The organism is Hominimerdicola alba 8 (assembly GCF_000178155.2).
GTDB lineage: Bacteria > Bacillota > Clostridia > Oscillospirales > Ruminococcaceae > Hominimerdicola > Hominimerdicola alba_C.
In genome coordinates this window covers 189,083-209,896 of the sequence record NZ_ADKM02000018.1, presented here as the reverse complement: position 1 = coordinate 209,896, position 20,814 = coordinate 189,083, and the positions used below count along the sequence as shown (strand labels likewise).

Below are 20,814 nucleotides of genomic sequence, written 5' to 3'. Positions count from 1 at the left end.
TACACCTGTTTGTGATTGCTGTTTTTGGGGATATGTCAAAATTGATAAGGCAAAAGTATTCTTAAATTGGGTACAAAAAACTAAGCCCCTACAAAAGGAGCTATCATAATCCTTTGTTCCCACTATTTGATTATAGTTTTATTTAAGAATACCTTGCCGCATATTTTTTACTCCTTTTCTGGATTAAATCATTGTATCACATCAGTTTTAGGAAAGCAAGTACCTAAAAGAAATTTTTCTTCCCCTTATATGTAATAATCATACCGGCTTCCTGGCGTTCAGAATGGTTTCTGCTGTCTGCTGTGGTGTTTGGTTGGAATTGTCCAGCCAAAAGCCGATCCGTGGTGTTGTCTGCATAAATGTATCGTATAAGGTTTCGACCGTAAAGCCGGAATAGCCTGTTTTCTCCCTGTATCGTTCCCTTTCTTTTATTGTTTCCACATCTGGACAAAGAACTACAACCTCAACAGGGTATTTATGCAGATAATTTATCATTCGGTTTAATTCATCACCGTAGTAGTTATCTTGGATCACTACAGAAAAGCCGTTGTCAAAGTATGACTTTGCCGCATCAGCAGTCAATTTGTATCGAAGGTACAGCTGGCGGACTGCTTCCGCTGATGGGGTAGCTGACATATTTTCTCTGCCTGAAATAATCATTTTTCGGAACACATCACCACGAAGATGGACGCATTTTTCTATTGATTTTGCCAGTAAATCGGAAACTGTAGATTTTCCAGAAGCCATTAAGCCTGTAATGAGATAAATTTTTGGATTCATTTCACTTCCTCCGGTACAAAAAATATGTACATGTAACTAATTCAACACATTTATAATTTGAATAGGGACATTATAGCAGTTACTAAATACAAATTCAATGTATACGGAAAGAAAGGTATAAGGAGTGGGAGGGATTCCGCCGTAGTCGGCATTGTAGGAAAATCCAAAAGTTTAGATTTTCCCACAATGCTTATTTTTTGGTCTTTGGTTCGGAATAGTGTAGTGCTGGCGGTCTATCTCTTGTTTTCGGTTGCTTGCTTCCTTACCGTACATGAGCATTCTCTTCGGCATTGTAGTCGTAATCAAGCGATCCGAGCCATTTGTCAAATTCGGCATTAAACTCATCTTTGTATGTGTTGTCCGGATCGTTGAATACTTCATTATGCCCTCTGTCCTCAAATCTTATGAAGGTAAAACGTGGGTCATCCCTGTATTTCTCATAATATTTATCGTATCCATATTCAATACCTATCACATTATCATCTGCACTATGTAAAATCAGTATTGATGCATCTGTTTTCTCAAAACCGTCCATCGCAGTGCTTGAAGCATATTTACCATACTTGAAACGTTCATGGATCTTGATAAACGGTGTCATCGCATAGATCACATCTCCTGCCTGAGACTTACCTCCTGATTCAAACATATCGGACGAACTGTTAAAGCCCGAACATTCGATAACAGCTTTGACCTCGGAGTGGTAATTCAGAACATTACATACACAATATCCACCCCAGCTATGACCGAAAAGCACTATCGGAAGCTCAGGGATATCATTATTATCTTCAACAAAGGAGATCGCATGGTCAAGATCGATCACACCCTGCGGAACACCGCCTACACCCTCACCTTCGCTTTTATCACAACCGGTAGCATCGTAGGCAAATACGTAATAGCCGTTTTCAGCAAAAAAATATGCAGCGTCCATATAGGAATTATGCCCGCCTCCGAATCCGTGAGCAATGACCACGATTCCGTGCTGATCGCTGCCAACACTGTAAAGATAGCCTGCCAGCTTCTGCCCTTTGTCAGAGGAAAAGGAATATTCCTTACACTCCAACGAATCGAAATCCTCTGTTCTGAGCTTTAGCGGTTCGTAGCTGTCACCACGAACATTAAAATTCTCATTATACATCATCACACAAAACGCCCACCAGCCTATGAGCAAAAATACGATAACACTCAAAAAAACAATCATTGCGGTTTTCTTTTTTGATCTTGTTTTTTTCATCGAATATAAGCTCCTTATTTAAACTGAAATACATCTGTTCAGTAAACACAGTAGATTCTGATTTATACGAGCAAGCCGAATGCTTGTCCTAACTTCTACATTATACCACACCGCAACCGAAAAAGCAACCCCCACTTTCATCAAACTGCCGCCCAGACTGCGCAATAATTGCGCCGAGCCAGTTTACAATGATGATACCGCCGAAAGACGGCAGAGAGAATGAAAGTCGCACAGCTCCAATTCGCTGACGGAACAGCGAAAGCCTGAGCAGAGAGAAAAGCTCAGGCGAAAAAACGCGCAACAGCGCAACAAAAATAACAAGCATAGTGGAATGCGCCGCACAGCGAGCGAAATTCCACCAATGCTTGTTGGGGACACCCCAAGCCCCGAAATGACCGCACAGCGGTCATAAAAAAATCGGCTTACGCCGAAATGAAAACAAAGGAGACACCACTATGAAAACTGAGAAAAAGAAGCGTGGCAGACCACCCAAGCGCAAGGTTATGGAGTTCGAGGGCATGACCTACGAGGGAGCTATCAACAATGCTCTGGACCAAGAGGTCAGAGCCGAGCTTGACGATACCCTTGCACACAAGTCCGAGGACGAGCTTTCCGACGATGAACGCAAGTACCTGAAACGTAGGAAAGAAAAGAAGTCTTATACGCTGAATGTACGCTTTACGGAATCGGAAATGCAGGATATTCTTTCCAAGTGCGAGCAGTACGGCTATAAAAACAAAACGGAGTATATCCGTGACTGCGTTAGGGCGAGGGTTGATCTCGTTCCCGACACCACCGATATATCGGAGTGTAACCGTCTTATGAAACGCATCGGGAGCAACATCAATCAAATACTTGTTCGGCTTTACAGCACAGGGCGAATCTATGCCGAGGATATTGACGAGATAAAGAGAGGGGTTAATGAAATTTGGCATACACTTCTATCCATTCAATCAAGGCAACAGACGGGGCGGCTCTCCGATATATCACAAACGGAGATAAGACCGTCAACAGCTTATATGTGCAGTCTTATGCCTGCCGAGCCGACAGCATCGGTGCTGCCGCCGACTTCCGAGCAGTCAGAGAAGGCGGAACAGGGCGAACACAAATCCTCGCACACCACATAGTCCAGAGTTTCGCTCCTGATGAAGTGACACCCGAACAAGCCTTGCAAATCGGAGAGGAATTGTGCGACCGTTTCTTGCAAGGCAACTACCAATATGTGCTTGCGGTTCATAATGATAAACAGCATTTGCACTGTCACATCATTTTTAACAACACAAACCTCTACAACGGACTTAGTTTTACCTACGAACACAATCAAGGCAAGGTCAAGGACAGGTCATGGGCGCAGTTACGGGCTATTTCGGACGAGCTATGCAAAGAACACGGCATTTCAGTTATCTCCGAGCCTGAAAAGGGACACGGTGTATCTCACTTTGAGCGTGATATGCAAAAAGAGGGTAAGTCATGGAAAGATAAGCTCCGTGTTAAGATTGCAGAGGTCATGCTTTACAGCCGTGACTTTAAGGATTTTCTTGAAAAATGTTCGGAGTGCGGTATCGAATATGTTTACAAGCCGAGCAATAAGGTCAAGCTGAAATTCCGTTTATCAGGTGACGGTCAGCAGAGGTTCACAAGAGCCGAAACGCTGGGCGAGAGCTTCACCGTCGAAAGCATCACCGAGCAGATAGCGGAGATTCAAGAAAAGCTGTCAGCGGCAAATGTCACTCCCGATATGCTTATCGAACCGCCGAAGCCGACACAGACAGTCACCGCACCGACAAAGCCGAAACAATCTGCCGAGCCTGAAACTATCACGGAAACCAGTGAAACCGCAAAAAGAAAAGCTGCTGCGGAACAGGTTGAGAAGTTCTTTGCAGCCCGACGAGCAAGACGGCAGGCACAGCTTGATATGCTTAACACAACTGCTACCAAGCCCACCGAGCCGAAGCCTGAACCATCTGCCCCGACACCACAACCCACACTTACCGAGAGTAAATCACCTGAAAAAGAAGATTCGTGGAAAGCTATCAGAGGTATGGGCAGAGCCGATGAAATTATCGCAGATCTTGAATCGGGCGGTATTATGTCATTCAGCGAGCTGTCAGGATTTTTCTTTAACACTCCACACGCTGATGACCACACAACTGAGCTTGCCGATCTGAGAAAGAAGTTTACGGCTATCGATACGCTCATTGAAAAGATGAAGCACCGTGACGAGCTGGAGCCTGTTTACAAGGAGTATCAGGGCAAATCAGGCTGGTCGCAGAGCCGCTTCAAGAAGAAAAATGCCGCCACTATCGAGGACTACGAAGCAACAACCAAATACATCAAGGAGCATATCAAGAGGTATGCTGTTGACGGTAAACTGCCGACAATGCTTGACCTTTTGGAGAAGTCCAACAAGCTGAAATCGAAGTGGAACAGAACAACAAACGTATTCGTGAGCTTTGAACGGCACATCGAATATATGAAGATACGAAAAAAGCTGAGAGATGCCGAAAGAAAAGGCTGATACAGCTCTCTATATATAATAGTATACTTTCGGTGTCCTCCGCTTTGATATAACGGAGGTTTACCAATGGGCTTTAGAAAGAAAGATGCCAAGATAAGTGATAACAAGTCCAAATCGGCTGTTATCATGGGCAAGCCTGCCTCACAGCTTACCAAAGAGGACAAAAAACTTTTATCCGCAAGAATGGCTGAGATAAAGAAAGAAAACGGCAGCAATGCCACGGTGCAGAATACGATCCCTTTCCTGTGTATGTTCCGTGACGGAGTTTGTCAGGTGTCGGAGAATTTTTATTCTTTGACAGTACAGTTTTACGATGCCAATTACAGCATTGCGGAGTTTGATGAACAGAACAACATTTTTTCAAAATACTGCGATATTATCAACCTTTTCGATAATACGATCAAGTTTCAGCTGACCTTTGAGAATCAGAATCGCTCAAAGGACAAGCTGATAAAGACTATTCAGATTCCCGAGCAGGACGATGACTTCAACGATATTCGCTCGGAGTACAGCAAAATGCTGACCGACAAGCTTATGACAGGCTCAAACGGTCAGAGTGCGAGGAAGTTTCTCACTTTCGGTATCGAAAGCACTTCATACAAGGCGGCAAGAGCAAAGCTCATGTCTATCAAGAATGACGTTATCAAGGGCTTTAAGGCTTTTGGTGTTGAAGCGGAGGTTCTTGACGGCAGAGCAAGGCTTGAAGCACTTTATTATGCGCTCAATCCTTTCCGCAGTCAGCATTTTATCTTCGATTGGGACAGTATGCTGAAAGCCGGAATGGACACAAAGGACTTTATCTGTCCGCCGTCGCTGAAGTTCAATAAGGCTGACTTTGAGATCGGCAATGCTTACGGTGCGGTTTGGGGACTGAATATCCTTGCCGGCGAACTGTCGGACGAGATACTGAAAGACTTTCTGGAAATGCAGAATTTATTCTGTATCAATCTTCATGTTGAGCCGTTAGACCAGATAGATGCACTTAAATTCGTTAAGAAGAAACTGACGGCTGTTGAAGCTATGAAGGTCGATGAACAGAAAAAGGCTTCACAGGCGGGATATGATAGCAGAAATCACATCATCTTTTGTGATAATGATCTCTGTATGATCGCTTCCGATATAGTCAGCCACCTGTTTAGCATATTTCAGGTCGATAGCGTCCGTGTTCATGCCGATAGCGAAGGTCTTTATGGGTTTGTCACTTTTTTTCTGTGCTATAGAACATACAAGGGACGAGTCAAGACCGCCGGATAGTAAAAATCCGACTTTTGCATCAGAGTCAAGACGCTTTTCAACGCCTGCCACCAGTTTATCGTGGATATTTCTGCATACTGTGTCCATATCATCACTGATAACTTTGTCAACAGATGTGATATTGCAGTAGCAGTGGAATTCTCCGTTTTTATAATAATGTCCCGGAGGAAAGGGCGTGATCTTTTTACATATCTTTACAAGGTTTTTAGGCTCGCTGGCAAACACCATTGTGCCATCGTCGGACTTTCCGTAATACAGCGGACGTATGCCTATCGGGTCTCTTGCGGCTATGAATTGATGCTCATCACTATCATATATAACACAGGCAAATTCAGCATCGAGCAGTGAGAACATATCCGTGCCGTATTCTCTATATAGAGGAAGAAGTATTTCGCAGTCGCTGTCGCTTCTGAAAATATAACCCATATCAATGAGCTTGTCCCTGAGCTTTCGGAAACCATATATCTCGCCGTTACATACTGCAAAATCTCCATCAAGTTCAAAAGGCTGCATTCCCTCGGGAGTAAGTCCCATTATAGACAGGCGCTGAAAGCCGAGAATACCGTCGGGTATCTTTACTATCCTTTGATCGTCAGGACCTCGTGAGATTGTAGTCTTCAGACCCTCCATAACTTTTCCTGTACCGCCGCTGATGCCGCAGTAACACATTATCGTACACATTTCTGTATTCCTCCAACGTTTGATAAATAATAAAAAAAGACGTTCCAGCAGACAAATAATCTGCTAAAACGTCCTTGTTTTAAATTATATTATCATTTAAAAGCTGAAATGTCAATGATATTGTGTATAGTTTTAAAAACTTCGTAAAAACTTACAATTACTATTTACAAATATAAAGTTGAAAATGTATGATATATATATTCTTAACATACAAACCATAATTATAACTTAAATTGAATAGGAACTTTATCACTTTTTGGGGCATTATACCAGAATTTACCCTATAAAGTCAATCGACTAAATAGAAAGAGCCTGATTCTACATCGAAATCAGGCTCTTATGATTATTACCTATAATTTCCGATATAAGGTCCGCTCTGGATATGTGTCCTAAAGTGAAGTGTAACAAGGAGAAGCTCATGCTCGATAACGGGGTCAAGGAACTTAAAACGCTTGCCGCCGAGTATGACAATACGGTTTATGAGATGCAGGATAAGATAAAGGCTTTCCCGATGAAAGAAGAACAGCTTACAACGGCTCTTGCCAATTTGCAGGCTGACCGCAAGGCATTAAAAGCTCTGCCGATTGATCCCGAGACAAAGCTCCCCGTATTCAAGATAAAAATCGGCGATGTGGAGTACACGGACAGAAAAGAAGCGGCAAAGGCTCTTGAAGAAACGGCGCTTTCAATAAGGATAGCTGATACCCCTGTCAAGGTCGGAGAGTTTCAGGGCTTTCCGCTGTCTATTACTGTACACAGCCCTGCGATGGGCGGCGGTATGACTGCCACAATGAAGGGCGAATACACACATACGGCGAAGCTGATAAGCAGTTTTGCCCATAATCTCAGCCGTATCGAAGCAGGGCTGTATAATATTGACCGCCGTATAGATCAGGTGAAGACTAATCTCTCAAAGTTGAGAGTGGACTACGAAGAAGCGAAGAAGATAGTTTCAGCTCCTTTTCCGCAGCAGGCAGAGCTTGAAAGTAAGTCGGAAAGACTCGAAACGCTGACTACGGCACTTAATCTGGCGGCGATAGAAGCAAAGAAAAATGTTCCGAAGCGTGAACAGACTTGCTACTTCCAGAGAGCGCAGTTAAAGCGTGAAGCCGCAAGGGTGGCTAAGAAGAAGTCTGCACCTAAGAAAACAATGGCTCAGGATAAAAAAACGGGGTTGGAATAAGGAAATCTTGATCCGAAATTCAACGTTATGTAAACAAGCCGTTTCTAAGTGAACTTTAGTTTTAGTTCGTGAATGCCTTGTCAAGCATTTCGACGAGACGACTCTTAAATCCACGCATTCCGGTAATGTAAAACTCATAGAAATACTGTAAGGTTGATGCTGCTTCCTCCTCAAGGTTTGTAGAAAGAAGAAGGTATCTGTCAGGAACAAAATGAAGCTCCTTACGAGTATTATACAGCATGAGATAGTCATCAAAATGACCGCTTTTCATTTCAAACGCAAAGCATTTATCGTCAACGGAGATAACACAATCTAATTCATGTGCATATACTCCACTAGATTTGATACTTGAAACCTTAACATTCATGAGTATCTCAAAATTATATCTATTTGCTTTAGCGTACTCACTAACAACCTCCTCTAAGCGAGGATTGAGCAGATCAAATCACGCCTTTCGGAAATTGATGTGTATGTCCAGGGATTGTTTGAGTCGAAGATCAGAGGTGAGATAGACGGTGATATGTTCTGTACGTTCTCCGAAAAGTATCGTACCGAGAAGTCCGAACTCAACACTGAGCTTGAAAACTTGTTCCTAACATTACAGAATATCAAGAAAAAGACCAGTAAGAGTGCAGTGTTAGGAACAAGCGTTAACAAGTACGACACAATTTCAGAGGTCACTTCTGAGGTTCTCAGAGATTTTATTGAACATATCGAAGTCGGTGAATACACGGGGGAGAGAAAATTCCGCAAAAAAGTGCGTAAAATCCGCATTTTCTTCATCGGCATCGGTGAGGTTCACTTCGATTAGAGTTTGTTCCCTATTGACATTACAAGTATGGCGTTTCTATTGACAGACCTTCAATGCTGTGTTATAATTGTTACTAACAAAAATCGGAATTTAGGGGGAATTCATCTATGAATTCAATTTGGAACGATTATAAAGAAGACCTACTTGAAAAAGAATACCTTGATGCAGAAGAAATCTTTATTGCTGTCTTTTCAGAAACATATCGGCATACGAGTCCAAATGCAAAGCTTTTTACAGACCTTTATAACTGGTATACCTGCGGAATAGAAGACGGAATGTATCAGTTTTTTGAATTTGAATATAGGACTATAGATTCCCTATCTGACTTAGGCAGAGTAGTCAAAACGTATCTTGGCGACAGTGCCTATGATTGCTTTCAAAAGTGTATCACAACGCTAATGCCGCTTGTATACAGTGATTCGCCTGATTCAGCTGCTATTGATGAAATATCAGAATCCATGGATGCGTTTTTTACGAAAAATGAAAAAGCCTTATTGCATGGGATAAAGATTTATCTGCTTGAAGAAGGAGATAAAATCGCAGCAGAAATCGGTTGGTAAATTCTGGTTTAGCTTAGCAACATAAATATTCACAATGCCCCTGAGTGCTTTGTAACACTCAGGGGCAAAACTTCTATATAGGTATCTGTCTTACGGGCGCGGGGCTTTTTTATTGTGGTCATCTGAGAGGTGCTGTGACATATCCGCTGTGAAAAATTACATTTGTCACATCATAAAGTGACCTGCGGCACTACCGCTTCGGGCGGGGGCGTGTTATAATGTATACAATGAAAAGAACGGCGGCGCAAAGCCGCACACATCGTGGGTCATACGGAGGTAATCAAATGGCTGAGAATGTTGTTGAGATAGAGGGTCTTGTAAAAAGGTACGGCGAACTTACGGCGCTTGACCATCTTACGCTGGAGATAAAGGAGGGCGAAGTGTTCGGTCTGCTGGGACCAAACGGTTCTGGAAAGACCACCACTATAAACTGTCTGCTGTCACTGCTGAGTTATGACAAGGGCAGTATACGGATATTCGGCAGGGAGATGTCGCCCACAGCATACGACATCAAAAAGGATATCGGCGTTATAATGCAGAACGTGGCGGTCTTTGAGGAACTGACTGTGCAGGAGAACATCGACTATTTCTGTGGACTGTACATCACCGACAAGCAGAAGAAGCGGCAGTGCGTCGAAGAAGCGATAAAGTTCGTGGGACTGGAGGATTTCCGCAAATTCAGACCGAAAAAGCTGTCGGGCGGTCTGCTGAGAAGGCTGAACATCGCCTGCGGCATAGCCCACAAGCCAAAGCTGATAATCCTTGACGAGCCGACAGTGGCAGTTGACCCCCAGAGCAGGAACAAGATACTTGAAGGCATAGAAGAACTGAACCGAAACGGAGCAACGGTCATATACACCTCCCACTACATGGAAGAGGTCGAGCAGATATGCACGCGCATAGCCATAATGGACAGGGGCAGGAAGATAGCTGAGGGAACTAAGGAAGAACTTAAAGCCATGACCAAGAACACCGAAACGATAAACGTGGCATTGAGAGAACTTCCCGATGAGGTGCTGAACGAGATAGGCGCACTGAGCCACATCTACAGTGCGGAATACACAGACGGTATACTGACGGCGGCATGTTCGGGCGGCAGGCACAACCTGATAAGGGTACTGGAAGTACTGCAAAAGCATGACCTGCATATTGGTCAGGTCACAACAGTACAGCCAACGCTGAATGATGTTTTCCTTGAAATAACAGGCAAGGCGCTGAGAGATAAGGAGGACTGACATGTTCTTTAACGAATTCAGATACAACCTGCTTACGACTTTGCGTGACAGGCACTTTATAATGTGGCTGATACTCTTCCCGATGGCGCTCGGTTCGCTGTTCAAGGCGGCGTTCTCGGATATTTATGAGAATGACATAAAGTTCAGCCCCATACCGACTGCGATAGTGCAGACGCAAAAAGATGATATATTCAAAGAGGTCATAAGATCGGTGTCGAAGGGCAAGGACGCTCTGCTGAAAGTCACTTATGCCGACAGTGCCGAAGAAGCTGAAAAACTGCTGAAAGACGGCAAGGTCGCGGGCGTGATAACAAAGGACGGAACACTGGGGCTGACTGTGGCATCAAACGGCATGGATACCACGATACTCAAAGCGTTCACCGACAGATACCTGACTGAGGAAAAGCTGATAAAGGACACGCTGGAGAAAGACCCGATGAAACTTCCCGCGCTGACAGCCGCTTTGAAGGACGACCTGAAAACAGTGAAAAAGGTTCGGCTGACCGATGGTGTCAGTGACCCGTACATCACGTACTTTTTCAACCTGCTGGCTATGGTGGCGGCTTGCAGTTCGGTGACGGGGCTGAACGTTGTCATGCAAAATCAGGCAGACCAGTCGCCGCTGGGCGCAAGAAAGGGCTGTTCGCCCACACCTAAGCTGATAAGCACGCTGGCTGTGCTTGCAGGGTGCTGGCTGACAGGCATGATGTGTACAGCGATAAGTGTCAGCTTTCTGGCTTTTGTGCTGAAAGTTGATTTCGGGAGCAGGCTGGGATTTGTCTATCTGGCGGCGATGATGGGCGGCATAATGGGAACTTCGATGGGCTTTATGATAGGCTCGCTGGTAAAAGAAAGCTACGAAAAGAAAAATGCCGTCGCTATGGTCATATCGCTGGGAGGAAGTTTCCTGAGCGGTCTGATGATAGCTGACATAAAGCCCGATATCATGGAGAAAGCGCCCCTAGTGAACGCTCTTAACCCTACGGCGGTGGTCTGCGACAGTTTCTACTATTTAAATCTCGATGCGGGCTATGACCGCTTTATCGGCAAAATGGTGACGATGCTGGTGATGACAGTGCTGTTCACGGCGGTGGGCTTCATCTTCACAAGGAGGAAAAAATATGCAGGTCTTTAAGCTGTTCATGCAGATACTAAAGAAGAAAATGCCTGTGGCGATGATATATGTGGTGCTGTTCATGGTGCTTTGTCTGGCTTTCACAGCAAAAGGCGACGGAGAGATGACCTTTGAGGAAAGCAAGGTAAGCATTGTGATAACAGATAACGACAACACTGCCGAGAGCAAAGCATTGACGGAGTACATCGGTAAAAGGTGCAGGGTGATTGAGCCGAAAATGTCAAAAAATGATGCGCTGTACTTCAACCATATCAGCTTTTCGCTGACTGTCAATGAGGGCTATGCACAAAAGCTGGCGGCGGGCGATACCGACGACCTGTTTACCGAAGAATATGTCCACGAGAACTACGGTGCGGCTTACATGGAGAACTTTCTGGGTGAATATGTGGGCTGTGTCAGGGCGGCTGTCATAGCGGGCGATGATATGTCTGCGGCGCTGAAAAGCGCGGAAGAAGCAATGGATATCGACACCGAAGTGAAAATGGTCTCGGCAGATTCGGGTAAGATGAACGGACTTGAAAGCGGCGGCGGATTTTTCAGATATCTGCCGTTCATATTAATATCGGTCATGATGTATACCCTTTCGGCGGTGATGGTGGCGATAAACAAAAAAGAAGTCCGCTTCCGCACGAATTGCTCCGCCATCAGCCCTGTTTCATACGGCGGTCAGCTTGTGGCAGGCAGTGTGACATTCGTGATGGCAGTGTGGGTGCTGTTCATGGTGCTGGGTGCTTTGGTGCGGGGCGGCTTTGACGGAAAAGGCTGGGTGCAGGTGCTCAACAGCGGAGTTTTCGCAGTGGCTTCGGCACTGGTGGCTGTCATAGTGTCGCTGCTGATAAATACGGAACAGACTATAAATATAGTCAGCAACGTGGTGGGGCTTGCGATGAGTTTCATGTGTGGTGTTTTCGTGCCGCAGTCGATGCTGAGTGACAGTGTGCTGGCAGTGGGCAGGTTCATGCCGATGTACTGGTACACAAAAGCCAACGATATGCTGACAGGTGCGGAACTGTACAGTGCTGATAAGGTGGCTGAGTGCATCGGTGTGGAAGCAGGCTTCTGCATAGCGCTGGCGGCGGTGGCGCTGATGATATTCAAGCTGAAAGTAAGGGCAGACGACTGAGAGGGAAAATAATACAGAAAAAAATGTCGTGCAGACGGCAAAAGAAAAAGACAACATAAATTTTTGTGGTTATCCCGCTGACACACCACAAAAACAGCGGCTATACAGAACTTAAGGTTCTTGGCGTATGGTGCTCAATTATCCTTTTGTTTACCGCATTTTTAGTTGGTGTGCTAAAGGGATAACCACATAAATTTTTGAAAAAATGCGTAAAACCCCTTGACAAAGGGAAAGAAAAGTGATATACTATTTGGGTAAACAAAGCAGAACTCTTCCGTTCTCACCTTGAGCGCCGTTTGGCAGCGTAGGGGTCAACAGTGAACATAACATGCGGCACAGCAGTGTCGTGTTATTTTGATGTCATCACGGGTACGGAGTTTTCTGTGCCCGTTTAATTTTTATTTTGGAGGTGCTTGACTATTAGCAGCAAGGAACATCAGCTCAACGAGGAGATCAGAGATAAGGAACTCAGGGTCATCGACGTTGACGGAACACAGCTCGGTATAATCAGCGCAGAAGAAGCGCTGAAGATCGCATTTGAGAAGGATCTGGATCTGGTAAAGATCGCGCCGCAGGCGACACCGCCCGTGTGCAGGATCATGGATTACGGCAAGTTCCTCTTCGAGCAGCAGAAGCGCGAGAAAGAGGCAAGAAAAAATCAGAAGGTCATCGAGATCAAGGAGATCAGAATGTCCTCGACCATCGACACCCATGATTTTGATACCAAAGTCAATCAGGCAATAAAGTTCCTCAAGGGCGGCGACAAGCTGAAAGTTTCAGTAAGATTCCGCAAGCGTACCGTAGCGCACCCACAGTTCGGTGAAGAACTGCTGGTGAAGTTCAAGGAGGCTGTTTCTGAGGTGGGAATTGTTGATAAGCCCTCTAAAATGGAGGGGCGCAGCCTTGTAATGTTCGTTGCGCCTAAGGCAGGCAAGTAATAATACTAAGGAGGATAAATCAAATGCCTAAGATCAAGACACATTCGGGCGCTAAGAAGCGTTTCAGAGTAACAGGTACAGGTAAGGTAAAGTTCCAGCACGTAAACAAGAGGCACAGACTGAACCAGAAGGATCACAAGAGAAAGAGAATTCTGAGAAACGCTGCTTACGCTGACGATACCAACATAGCAAACGTAAAGGCACTGATCCCTTACAAGAAGTAAGACGAGTTGTAGGGAAGTAAAATTTTGGTTTAATACTAGGAGGTAATAACTATGGCTCGTGTTAAGGGAGCAATGATGACTCGTAAGAGAAGAAATAAGACACTGAAGCTCGCTAAGGGCTACTTCGGTGCGAAGAGCAAGCATTTTAAGATGGCTAAGCAGGCTGTTATGAAGAGCGGTCAGTATGCTTACATCGGCAGAAAGCAGAAGAAGAGAGATTTCAGAAGACTCTGGATCACAAGAATCTCCGCTGCATGCAAGATGAACGGCATCAACTACTCCAGCTTCATGAACGGCGTTAACAAGGCAGGCATCAACCTGAACAGAAAGATGCTTTCCGAGATAGCTATCAGCGACCCTGCTGGTTTCACTGCTATCGTTGAGAAGGCTAAGGCTGCTCTTTAATATGAGATGAACACGCAGGTCGTTCGCGGCCATGCGTGTTTTGTTCTATAATGAGGGCGGAAAGCATGTGTAAATGTTTTGTAATATTTGTATAAATTGTTACGAAATTGCATTGAAAATTCATGTAATATCACTATGACGATCCGCCTTGAAATTCAGACAAGATCCGGTCACAAAACCCATAAGTCCGAGCTTTTGCGACCGGATCTTGTGAATTTAAATAGTTGGATCGCTATAGGAGAGGTGAGTTTGGTTGGTCATAACATCAAAGGATAACCCGAAGATAAAACAGCTTGCAAAGCTGTATGTGAGCCGCAAATATCGGCGCGAAACAGGGCTTTTCGTCATAGAAGGTCTGCGCGGCTGTGTCGATGCGGTGCGTGATGACGTGGAACATGACGGGCTGCTGAAAGTTGATGGGGTGTACTATACCGAAAACGCCTTCGACAGTGCAGAGGGCTTCGGTGAGGTGCTGGAGAAGATACCCGACAGCAGACGCTTTGTGATAACGCGGGAAATAGCCGACAGGATAAGCGATACAGACAGCTGTCAGGGCGTTTTCGTTACGGCGAAAAGGCTGGATAAGGCGCTTTCGGCTGATGGGCTGAAAGCGGGCGGCAAGTATCTGGTGCTGGACGAATTACAGGATCCAGGCAATCTGGGGACTATGATACGTACAGCTGATGCGGTGGGGCTTGACGGCGTGGTGCTGTCAGGCAACTGCGTTGACCTCTATAACCCGAAGACGGTTCGCTCGGCGGTGGGCAGCATGCCGAGAGTGGATATATTCGTAGAAAAGGACTTCGAGGCGGTGACGGAAATGCTCGGCAAAAAGGGCATACGCACTGCGGCGGCTGTTATTGACGGGGGAACTGAGATAAAACAGTTCGACTTCGGCGGCGGCTGCGCGGTGGTCATCGGCAACGAGGGCAGAGGTCTGTCACAGGAACATGTGGAAATGTGCAGTGACAGGGTGACGATAAAGATGTACGGACATATCGACTCGCTGAATGCGGCAACGGCGGCGACGATATTCCTCTGGGAAATGACAAGGCGGGGTGACTGACTTGGATAAAACGGTCGGCTGGCTTTGGTTACAGCAGACTTTCGGCGGGGAGATATGGGAGCATATCGGCAAGGACGGCGACCCTGCGGAGGTCTTTGATAGAGAACATGATAACGGAAAGGGTCTGAGTCCCGATGAGGTGCGGGCGATGATATGCCGCGCCGAAGAGATGGGGCAGCGGGTGGTCTGCATAGATGATGAGGACTATCCCGAAAGTCTGAGAACGCTGGACGATGCGCCTGCGGTGCTGTTCTGCATGGGCAATGTCAGCCTTATGAACAGCATGACAGCGGTACATATGGTAGGCACTCGTCAGCCCACAAGGTACACCGCATCGCTTATCAGCGTGCTGTGCCGTGAACTGGTGCTGAGAGGTTTCGCTGTATCATGCGGGCTGGCTGAGGGCGCAGATGCGCTGACGGCGGAGGCGGTGCTCGATAACGGCGGAAAATTGATATCCGTAGTGCCTGCCGCACTGAACGGCAGTTACCCGAAAGACCGCAGTCTGGCGGAAAGGGTGGCGAAGAGCGGTCTGCTTGTGAGCGTAAGACCGCCCGACAGCAAGGCAAGACCCGATTTCAGGCGGCGCAACCGACTGGCGGTGGCGCTCAGCGGCGCGGTGTTATTCACGCAGGCTGCCGCTGACAGCAAGGGGCTTGATAACGCGAAACAGGCTGAAAAGCTGGGCAGACCTGTGCTGGCAGTCCCGCCGCATCTGCTGTATGCGAAAGAGTATTTCGGTCAGCGTGACTTGCTGAGAAACGGCTGTATACCGCTTTTCGATGGCGGCGATGCGGTTCGGGTGATGGCTGATAACGGCGTGATAGCTGAGAGCAGTCATGCACTGGGCAATGTGAAAAGTCACAGCGCGGCTGACGGTGCGGCTGGTAAGAGTGCGGCAAAAAGATCTCCTGCCAAGAAAACTCCCGCCATTGATGCCGACAGCAGTGAGGGCAGGATATTCGCTGAACTGAACGAACACGGCGAACTGCATGTTGACGAACTGGCGGCAAAGTGCGGCATGGGCATGGCAGAAGTCATGGCGGCGCTGACATCGCTGGAGATAGACGGCATGGTGAAGTCACTGCCCGGCAGAAGATATGTCGTGTCGTGACAGTGCGTAAGAACATGATATATGACCCGATAGTGCGGGTATAAAATACAGAAATCAATACCATTGGGTAAGAAACGGAGAGAATGATTTGTCTGATCTGGTAATTGTAGAGTCGCCCCACAAGGCGAAAACTGTGAAAAGATATCTCAGCGGAGATTATGAGGTGGTAGCATCGATGGGTCACCTGAGAGATCTGCCGAAATCCAAGCTGGGCGTTGATATAGAGAATGATTTTGAGCCGCAGTATATAAACATAAAGGATAAGGAGAGCCTTATCAAAGAGATAAAGAAAAAGGCTAAAGCCAGCGACCATGTCTATCTCGCAGGCGACCCCGACCGCGAAGGAGAAGCCATAAGCTGGCATCTGGCACAACTGCTGGGGCTTGATATGAACGACAAAAACCGCGTGACTTTCAATGAGATAACCAAGAGCGGTATAGATGCGGGCATGAGCAGTCCCCGCACGATAGATATGGATCTTGTGAATGCACAGCAGGCAAGGCGCATACTGGACAGGATAGTGGGCTACAAGCTGTCACCTTTCCTGTGGAGAAAGATAAGGCGCGGGCTGAGTGCGGGGCGCGTGCAGTCGGTGGCTGTGAAGATGATATGCGACAGAGAGAACGAGATAAGGGCTTTCGTATCGCAGGAATACTGGTCGATAGATGCGCAGTTCACCGCAAAGTCAAGCAAGAAGCCGTTTGCGGCTAAGGTAGATACCGTTGACGGCGCAAAGCCCGAACTTAAATGCAAGGCTGATGCTGATGCGGTGCTTGCAAGGCTGGAGGGTGCTGAGTTCGTTGTAAGCAACGTGAAGAAGAGCGTGCGCAAGAAAAATCCTGCCGCACCTTTCACTACATCGACCCTACAGCAGGAAGCATCGAGAAGGCTGGGCTTTCAGGGCAGAAGAACGATGAAAGCCGCTCAGGAACTTTATGAAGGTCTTGAGGTCAACGGTATGGGCGCTACAGGTCTTATCACTTACATGAGAACCGACAGCCTGCGTATATCCGATGAAGCGAGGGCGGCGGCTTACGATTTCATCAAGGAGAAGTACGGCGAGAACTATGTGCCCGACAAGCCGAGAGTTTACAAGACGAAAGGCAGTGCGCAGGACGCTCACGAAGCCATAAGACCCACAAATCCCGCCATAACGCCCGATCTTGTCAAGGCGAGCGGCGTGACCAATGACCAGTATAAGCTGTATAAGCTGATATGGGAAAGGTTCATAGCATCGCAGATGGCAGGCTGTACGCTGGATACGATGTCGGTGGATATAGAAGCTAAGGGCGTTATGTTCAAGGCAACAGGCTATTCGGTCAAGTTTGACGGCTTCACGGTGCTGTATGAAGAGTCAAAGGACGAGGAAGAGGAGAAGAAGAATGTTCTTCCGCCGCTGGTAAAGGGCGATAAACTCGACCCTAAGGAGATACTGGGCAATCAGCATTTCACCCAGCCGCCCCCGAGATATACCGAAGCTACGCTGGTAAAGGCGTTTGAAGAAACAGGCATCGGCAGACCTTCGACTTATGTTACCACCGTCACCACCATAATCAACCGAAACTATGTTGAACGTGACGGCAAACAACTAAAACCTACCAGTCTTGGTGAGGTCACAAATGAACTGATGAGTGAGCATTTCGATAAGATAGTCGATGTGAAGTTCACAGCGAACATGGAAAAAAGCCTTGATGACGTTGAAAGCGGCAAGACGGGCTGGGTCAAGACCTTGCAGAAGTTCTACAAGGAGTTCGATAAGGAACTGACCGAAGCTGAAAAGGAGATGGAGGGCAAGCGCGTCAAAGTCCCCGATGAAGCCACAGACGAAATATGCGAACTTTGCGGCAAGCCGATGGTAATAAAGATAGGGCGTTTCGGTAAGTTCATGGCATGTTCGGGCTTCCCTGACTGCAAGAACACCAAGCGTATAGTGATGGAAACAGGCGGCGACTGCCCGTTCTGCGGCAAAAGGGTACTGCTGAAAAAGTCCAAAAAGGGCAAGAAGTACTACGGCTGTGAGAACAATCCCGAATGCAGTTTCATGACATGGGACATACCCACAGAGGAAAAATGCCCCAGATGCGGCAGTACGCTCTTCCAGAAAGGCGGCAAGAACGGCATTCTTATCTGCCATAAGCCCGACTGCGGCTATCAGCGGAACCTTTCGGGTGAGAACACCGAAGGCACTGATAATGCAGAGTGACGGTGTGACCGCGATCTTGTAAGATATACGGATACTCAGAGCAGGGCATGATGCCCTGAGGAAATATAAATATGGAAAAAGCAAAAGTAATAGGTGCGGGGCTGGCGGGCTGTGAAGCCGCTGTTCAGCTGGCGAATGCGGGCATAGAGGTCGAACTTTACGAAATGAAACCGAAGAAGTTCACCCCCGCACACAAATATAAGGGATTTGCAGAACTGGTCTGCTCAAATTCGCTGAAAGCCGACAGGATAGAGTCGGCGGCAGGAATGTTGAAAGAGGAGATGCGCAGACTGGGTTCGGTGACGATGGAGTGCGCAGAATTGGCGAGAGTTTCGGCAGGCGGTGCGCTGGCGGTGGACAGGGAGAAATTTTCCGATGCCGTGACCGAGCGGATACGTCAGAACAAGCTGATAACCGTCATCGAGGACGAGGTGACGGAAGTGCCCGACGGCTATGCTGTCATCGCGACGGGTCCGCTGACTTCTGACAGCCTTGCAGAGAGCATCGGCGGGATATGCGGCGAATACCTGTATTTCCACGATGCCGCCGCGCCGATAGTCACCTTTGAGAGCCTTGATATGGAAAAGGCGTTTTTCGCATCGCGCTACGGCAGGGGCGATGCCGATTACATCAACTGCCCCATGAACAAGGAGGAGTACGAAGCGTTCTACAACGCGCTGGTATCAGCCGAGAGCGCACCTCTTAAAGAGCATGACAAAGAGCATTTCGCAAAGGACGGCTTCAAGGTCTACGAGGGCTGTATGCCAGTTGAAGTGCTGGCAAAGCGCGGCGAGGATACGCTGAGGTTCGGTCCGCTGAAACCTGTGGGTCTGACCGACCCCCGAACAGGTAAGCGCCCGTGGGCTGTGGTACAGCTGAGGGCTGAGAATACGGCGGGCAGTATGTACAATCTGGTGGGATTTCAGACTAATCTGAAATTCGGTGAGCAGAAGCGGGTATTTTCGATGATACCCGGACTTGAAAATGCAGAGTTCATGCGCTACGGCGTGATGCACCGCAACACTTTCATAAATTCGCCCAAACTGCTGAATGAGCAGTTCAACATGCGCCAGCGCCCCGAACTTTACTTCGCAGGGCAGATGACAGGCGTTGAGGGCTACATCGAAAGCGCGGCGAGCGGCATCTTCGCGGGACTCAGCCTTGCAAGGCAGATGCGCGGTCTTGCGCCCGTAAGCCTGCCCGCGACTACCATGCTGGGTGCGCTCAGCAAGTATATCAGTTCGCCCGATACAGAGAATTTCCAGCCGATGGGCTGTAATATGGGCATACTGCCCGAATGGGACGAGCGGGTCAAGGATAAGAAGCTGAAATATAAACTGCTGGCAGAACGCGGTCTTGCAGATCTTGATAAGCTGATAGCCGAAATTGAGGAGGTCTGAGCTATGCCGATGCCCAAAGGTGAAAAGATAACAGCAAAGGAATTTTTTGAGAGAGTTCCCGAAATGAATGAGATGCTTGAATTGATAGGCGGTGAGATAGTTTCGCAGGCTGCACCCGGAAGGACTCATCAGAGAATAGTTGGCAGAGTGTTCAACAAAATATTGAATTATATAGAGTCTAAGGGCGGCAAATGTGAGCCATACATAGCACCTTTTGATGTGGTGCTTGATGACAGCAACGTGGTACAGCCCGATGTTTTCGTGGTGTGTGAGCCTGATAAAGTCGATGAAAAACGAATGTACGGCGCTCCTGACATGGTGGTCGAAGTTATATCGACGAACCGCCGTGACGATACGGTGAGAAAACTTGAACTGTACAAGAACCATAATGTTCGTGAATACTGGATAATAGACCCTGAGAGCGAACGTGTGCTGGTGTATATTTTTGGCGATAATACATCTATCAATATCTACACATTTGAGCAGGCTATACCTGTCGGCATATACGGCGGCGAACTGACAATAACAGTCGAGAATATGTTATGAGCAGAGAAGACTTCAAGATAGAATTCCTGCGCTCGTTCTTCAGGCTGGCAGTGCTGATACTGCTGACTGTCAGTATCGTCAGGGACGAGAGTACAATGTGGATATGGCTGGGCATAAGGGCGGCAGTACTGATAGAATACATCAGTTTCAGCATAAAGGACGAACCGCTTGCCATTTTCAGGAACTTCATGGCACACTGCATAACAGGTGCGGTGCTTGCTTTTGCATGGTACGGCGCGTATGTGCTGTTTGAACTGAAAAAGAAGTTCTTCTGGGAGAACGGCACAGTGCTGCATGTTACAGTGCCGACCTGCATAAAGTGGTGTGTACTGCTTTCGCTGATAGGTATGACAGTAAGCGCGGCATTGTACATCATCAGACAAAAACGCGGCGGTTTCCGCTGAACA

The 20,814-nt window shown here is 47.2% G+C and carries 21 protein-coding genes and 1 pseudogene; 17 read left to right on the top strand and 5 right to left on the bottom strand.

Features of this window, described 5'->3' with window-relative positions:
- Positions 1 to 258: 258 nt before the first annotated feature.
- From CUS_RS01715 to CUS_RS01705, 3 genes are all read right to left on the bottom strand, one after another.
- The gene (locus CUS_RS01715) at positions 259 to 780 is read right to left on the bottom strand and encodes an AAA family ATPase (protein ID WP_002847129.1); all 522 of its coding nucleotides are present in this window, start codon (positions 778 to 780) and stop codon (positions 259 to 261) included.
- Positions 781 to 1,042: 262 nt separating this feature from the next.
- Positions 1,043 to 2,011, bottom strand: a complete 969-nt coding sequence (locus tag CUS_RS01710) for an alpha/beta hydrolase (RefSeq protein WP_100084504.1) — start codon at positions 2,009 to 2,011, stop codon at positions 1,043 to 1,045.
- Between the two features lie 100 nt (positions 2,012 to 2,111).
- On the bottom strand, positions 2,112 to 2,336 hold the full coding sequence (locus CUS_RS01705; protein ID WP_037276013.1) for a hypothetical protein: 225 nt from the start codon (positions 2,334 to 2,336) through the stop codon (positions 2,112 to 2,114).
- Between the two features lie 130 nt (positions 2,337 to 2,466).
- On the opposite strand from CUS_RS01705, the gene CUS_RS20290 reads away from it, so the two are divergent.
- Positions 2,467 to 3,138, top strand: a complete 672-nt coding sequence (locus tag CUS_RS20290) for a plasmid mobilization protein (RefSeq protein ID WP_002846967.1) — start codon at positions 2,467 to 2,469, stop codon at positions 3,136 to 3,138.
- Positions 3,033 to 4,529, top strand: a complete 1,497-nt coding sequence (locus CUS_RS01695; protein WP_242831528.1) for a relaxase/mobilization nuclease domain-containing protein — start codon at positions 3,033 to 3,035, stop codon at positions 4,527 to 4,529. Before CUS_RS20290 ends, CUS_RS01695 begins: the two co-directional genes overlap by 106 nt.
- 1,062 nt (positions 4,530 to 5,591) lie before the next feature.
- Here the strand turns inward: CUS_RS01695 and CUS_RS01685 are convergent.
- Positions 5,592 to 6,464, bottom strand: a pseudogene (locus CUS_RS01685) (asparagine synthase-related protein); the annotation flags it as partial.
- A gap of 418 nt (positions 6,465 to 6,882) precedes the next feature.
- Between CUS_RS01685 and CUS_RS01680 the strand changes: the two are divergent.
- A complete protein-coding gene (locus CUS_RS01680; protein WP_037276008.1) occupies positions 6,883 to 7,647 on the top strand; it encodes a hypothetical protein in 765 nt (254 codons plus the stop codon).
- A 61-nt stretch (positions 7,648 to 7,708) separates the two neighbouring features.
- Here the strand turns inward: CUS_RS01680 and CUS_RS01675 are convergent, their stop codons facing one another.
- Positions 7,709 to 8,014, bottom strand: coding sequence for a hypothetical protein (locus CUS_RS01675; RefSeq protein ID WP_002847132.1), 306 nt, complete (start codon positions 8,012 to 8,014; stop codon positions 7,709 to 7,711).
- Positions 8,015 to 8,113: 99 nt separating this feature from the next.
- Between CUS_RS01675 and CUS_RS01670 the strand changes: the two genes are divergently transcribed.
- From CUS_RS01670 to CUS_RS01605, 14 genes are all read left to right on the top strand, one after another.
- Positions 8,114 to 8,458, top strand: a complete 345-nt coding sequence (locus CUS_RS01670) for a DUF4368 domain-containing protein (RefSeq protein ID WP_037276006.1) — start codon at positions 8,114 to 8,116, stop codon at positions 8,456 to 8,458.
- A 107-nt stretch (positions 8,459 to 8,565) separates the two neighbouring features.
- Complete coding sequence (locus CUS_RS01665; RefSeq protein WP_002847113.1) at positions 8,566 to 9,018, top strand: hypothetical protein; 453 nt, start codon at positions 8,566 to 8,568, stop codon at positions 9,016 to 9,018.
- A gap of 284 nt (positions 9,019 to 9,302) precedes the next feature.
- Positions 9,303 to 10,253 carry an ABC transporter ATP-binding protein gene (locus CUS_RS01660; protein ID WP_002846952.1) on the top strand — a complete coding sequence of 317 codons (951 nt, stop codon included), beginning with the start codon at positions 9,303 to 9,305 and terminating at the stop codon, positions 10,251 to 10,253.
- Position 10,254: 1 nt separating this feature from the next.
- Positions 10,255 to 11,388, top strand: a complete 1,134-nt coding sequence (locus CUS_RS01655; protein WP_002847025.1) for an ABC transporter permease — start codon at positions 10,255 to 10,257, stop codon at positions 11,386 to 11,388.
- Entirely contained in the window at positions 11,375 to 12,511 is a 1,137-nt protein-coding gene (locus CUS_RS01650) for an ABC transporter permease (protein WP_002847124.1), read from the top strand. The genes CUS_RS01655 and CUS_RS01650 overlap by 14 nt, the downstream gene beginning before the upstream one ends.
- Before the next feature lie 413 nt (positions 12,512 to 12,924).
- Positions 12,925 to 13,449 (top strand): translation initiation factor IF-3, encoded by a 525-nt coding sequence (infC, locus tag CUS_RS01645; protein WP_002847054.1) that lies wholly within the window; start codon positions 12,925 to 12,927, stop codon positions 13,447 to 13,449.
- 23 nt (positions 13,450 to 13,472) lie between these two features.
- Positions 13,473 to 13,673, top strand: a complete 201-nt coding sequence (gene rpmI, locus CUS_RS01640) for a 50S ribosomal protein L35 (RefSeq protein ID WP_002847157.1) — start codon at positions 13,473 to 13,475, stop codon at positions 13,671 to 13,673.
- Positions 13,674 to 13,724: 51 nt separating this feature from the next.
- Positions 13,725 to 14,078 carry a 50S ribosomal protein L20 gene (rplT, locus tag CUS_RS01635; RefSeq protein WP_002847137.1) on the top strand — a complete coding sequence of 118 codons (354 nt, stop codon included), beginning with the start codon at positions 13,725 to 13,727 and terminating at the stop codon, positions 14,076 to 14,078.
- 253 nt (positions 14,079 to 14,331) lie between these two features.
- Positions 14,332 to 15,144: a TrmH family RNA methyltransferase gene (locus CUS_RS01630; RefSeq protein ID WP_002847012.1), complete on the top strand. Its 813-nt coding sequence runs from the start codon at positions 14,332 to 14,334 to the stop codon at positions 15,142 to 15,144.
- A gap of 1 nt (position 15,145) precedes the next feature.
- Positions 15,146 to 16,258 (top strand): DNA processing protein DprA, encoded by a 1,113-nt coding sequence (locus tag CUS_RS18410; protein ID WP_002846961.1) that lies wholly within the window; start codon positions 15,146 to 15,148, stop codon positions 16,256 to 16,258.
- An 88-nt stretch (positions 16,259 to 16,346) separates the two neighbouring features.
- Complete coding sequence (gene topA, locus CUS_RS01620) at positions 16,347 to 18,461, top strand: type I DNA topoisomerase (protein WP_002847138.1); 2,115 nt, start codon at positions 16,347 to 16,349, stop codon at positions 18,459 to 18,461.
- A 71-nt stretch (positions 18,462 to 18,532) separates the two neighbouring features.
- On the top strand, positions 18,533 to 19,861 hold the full coding sequence (gene trmFO / locus CUS_RS01615) for a methylenetetrahydrofolate--tRNA-(uracil(54)-C(5))-methyltransferase (FADH(2)-oxidizing) TrmFO (protein ID WP_002847051.1): 1,329 nt from the start codon (positions 18,533 to 18,535) through the stop codon (positions 19,859 to 19,861).
- Positions 19,862 to 19,864: 3 nt separating this feature from the next.
- Positions 19,865 to 20,407 carry a Uma2 family endonuclease gene (locus CUS_RS01610; RefSeq protein ID WP_002847164.1) on the top strand — a complete coding sequence of 181 codons (543 nt, stop codon included), beginning with the start codon at positions 19,865 to 19,867 and terminating at the stop codon, positions 20,405 to 20,407.
- Positions 20,404 to 20,811: a hypothetical protein gene (locus CUS_RS01605; protein ID WP_002847063.1), complete on the top strand. Its 408-nt coding sequence runs from the start codon at positions 20,404 to 20,406 to the stop codon at positions 20,809 to 20,811. Before CUS_RS01610 ends, CUS_RS01605 begins: the two co-directional genes overlap by 4 nt.
- Positions 20,812 to 20,814 lie beyond the last annotated feature (3 nt).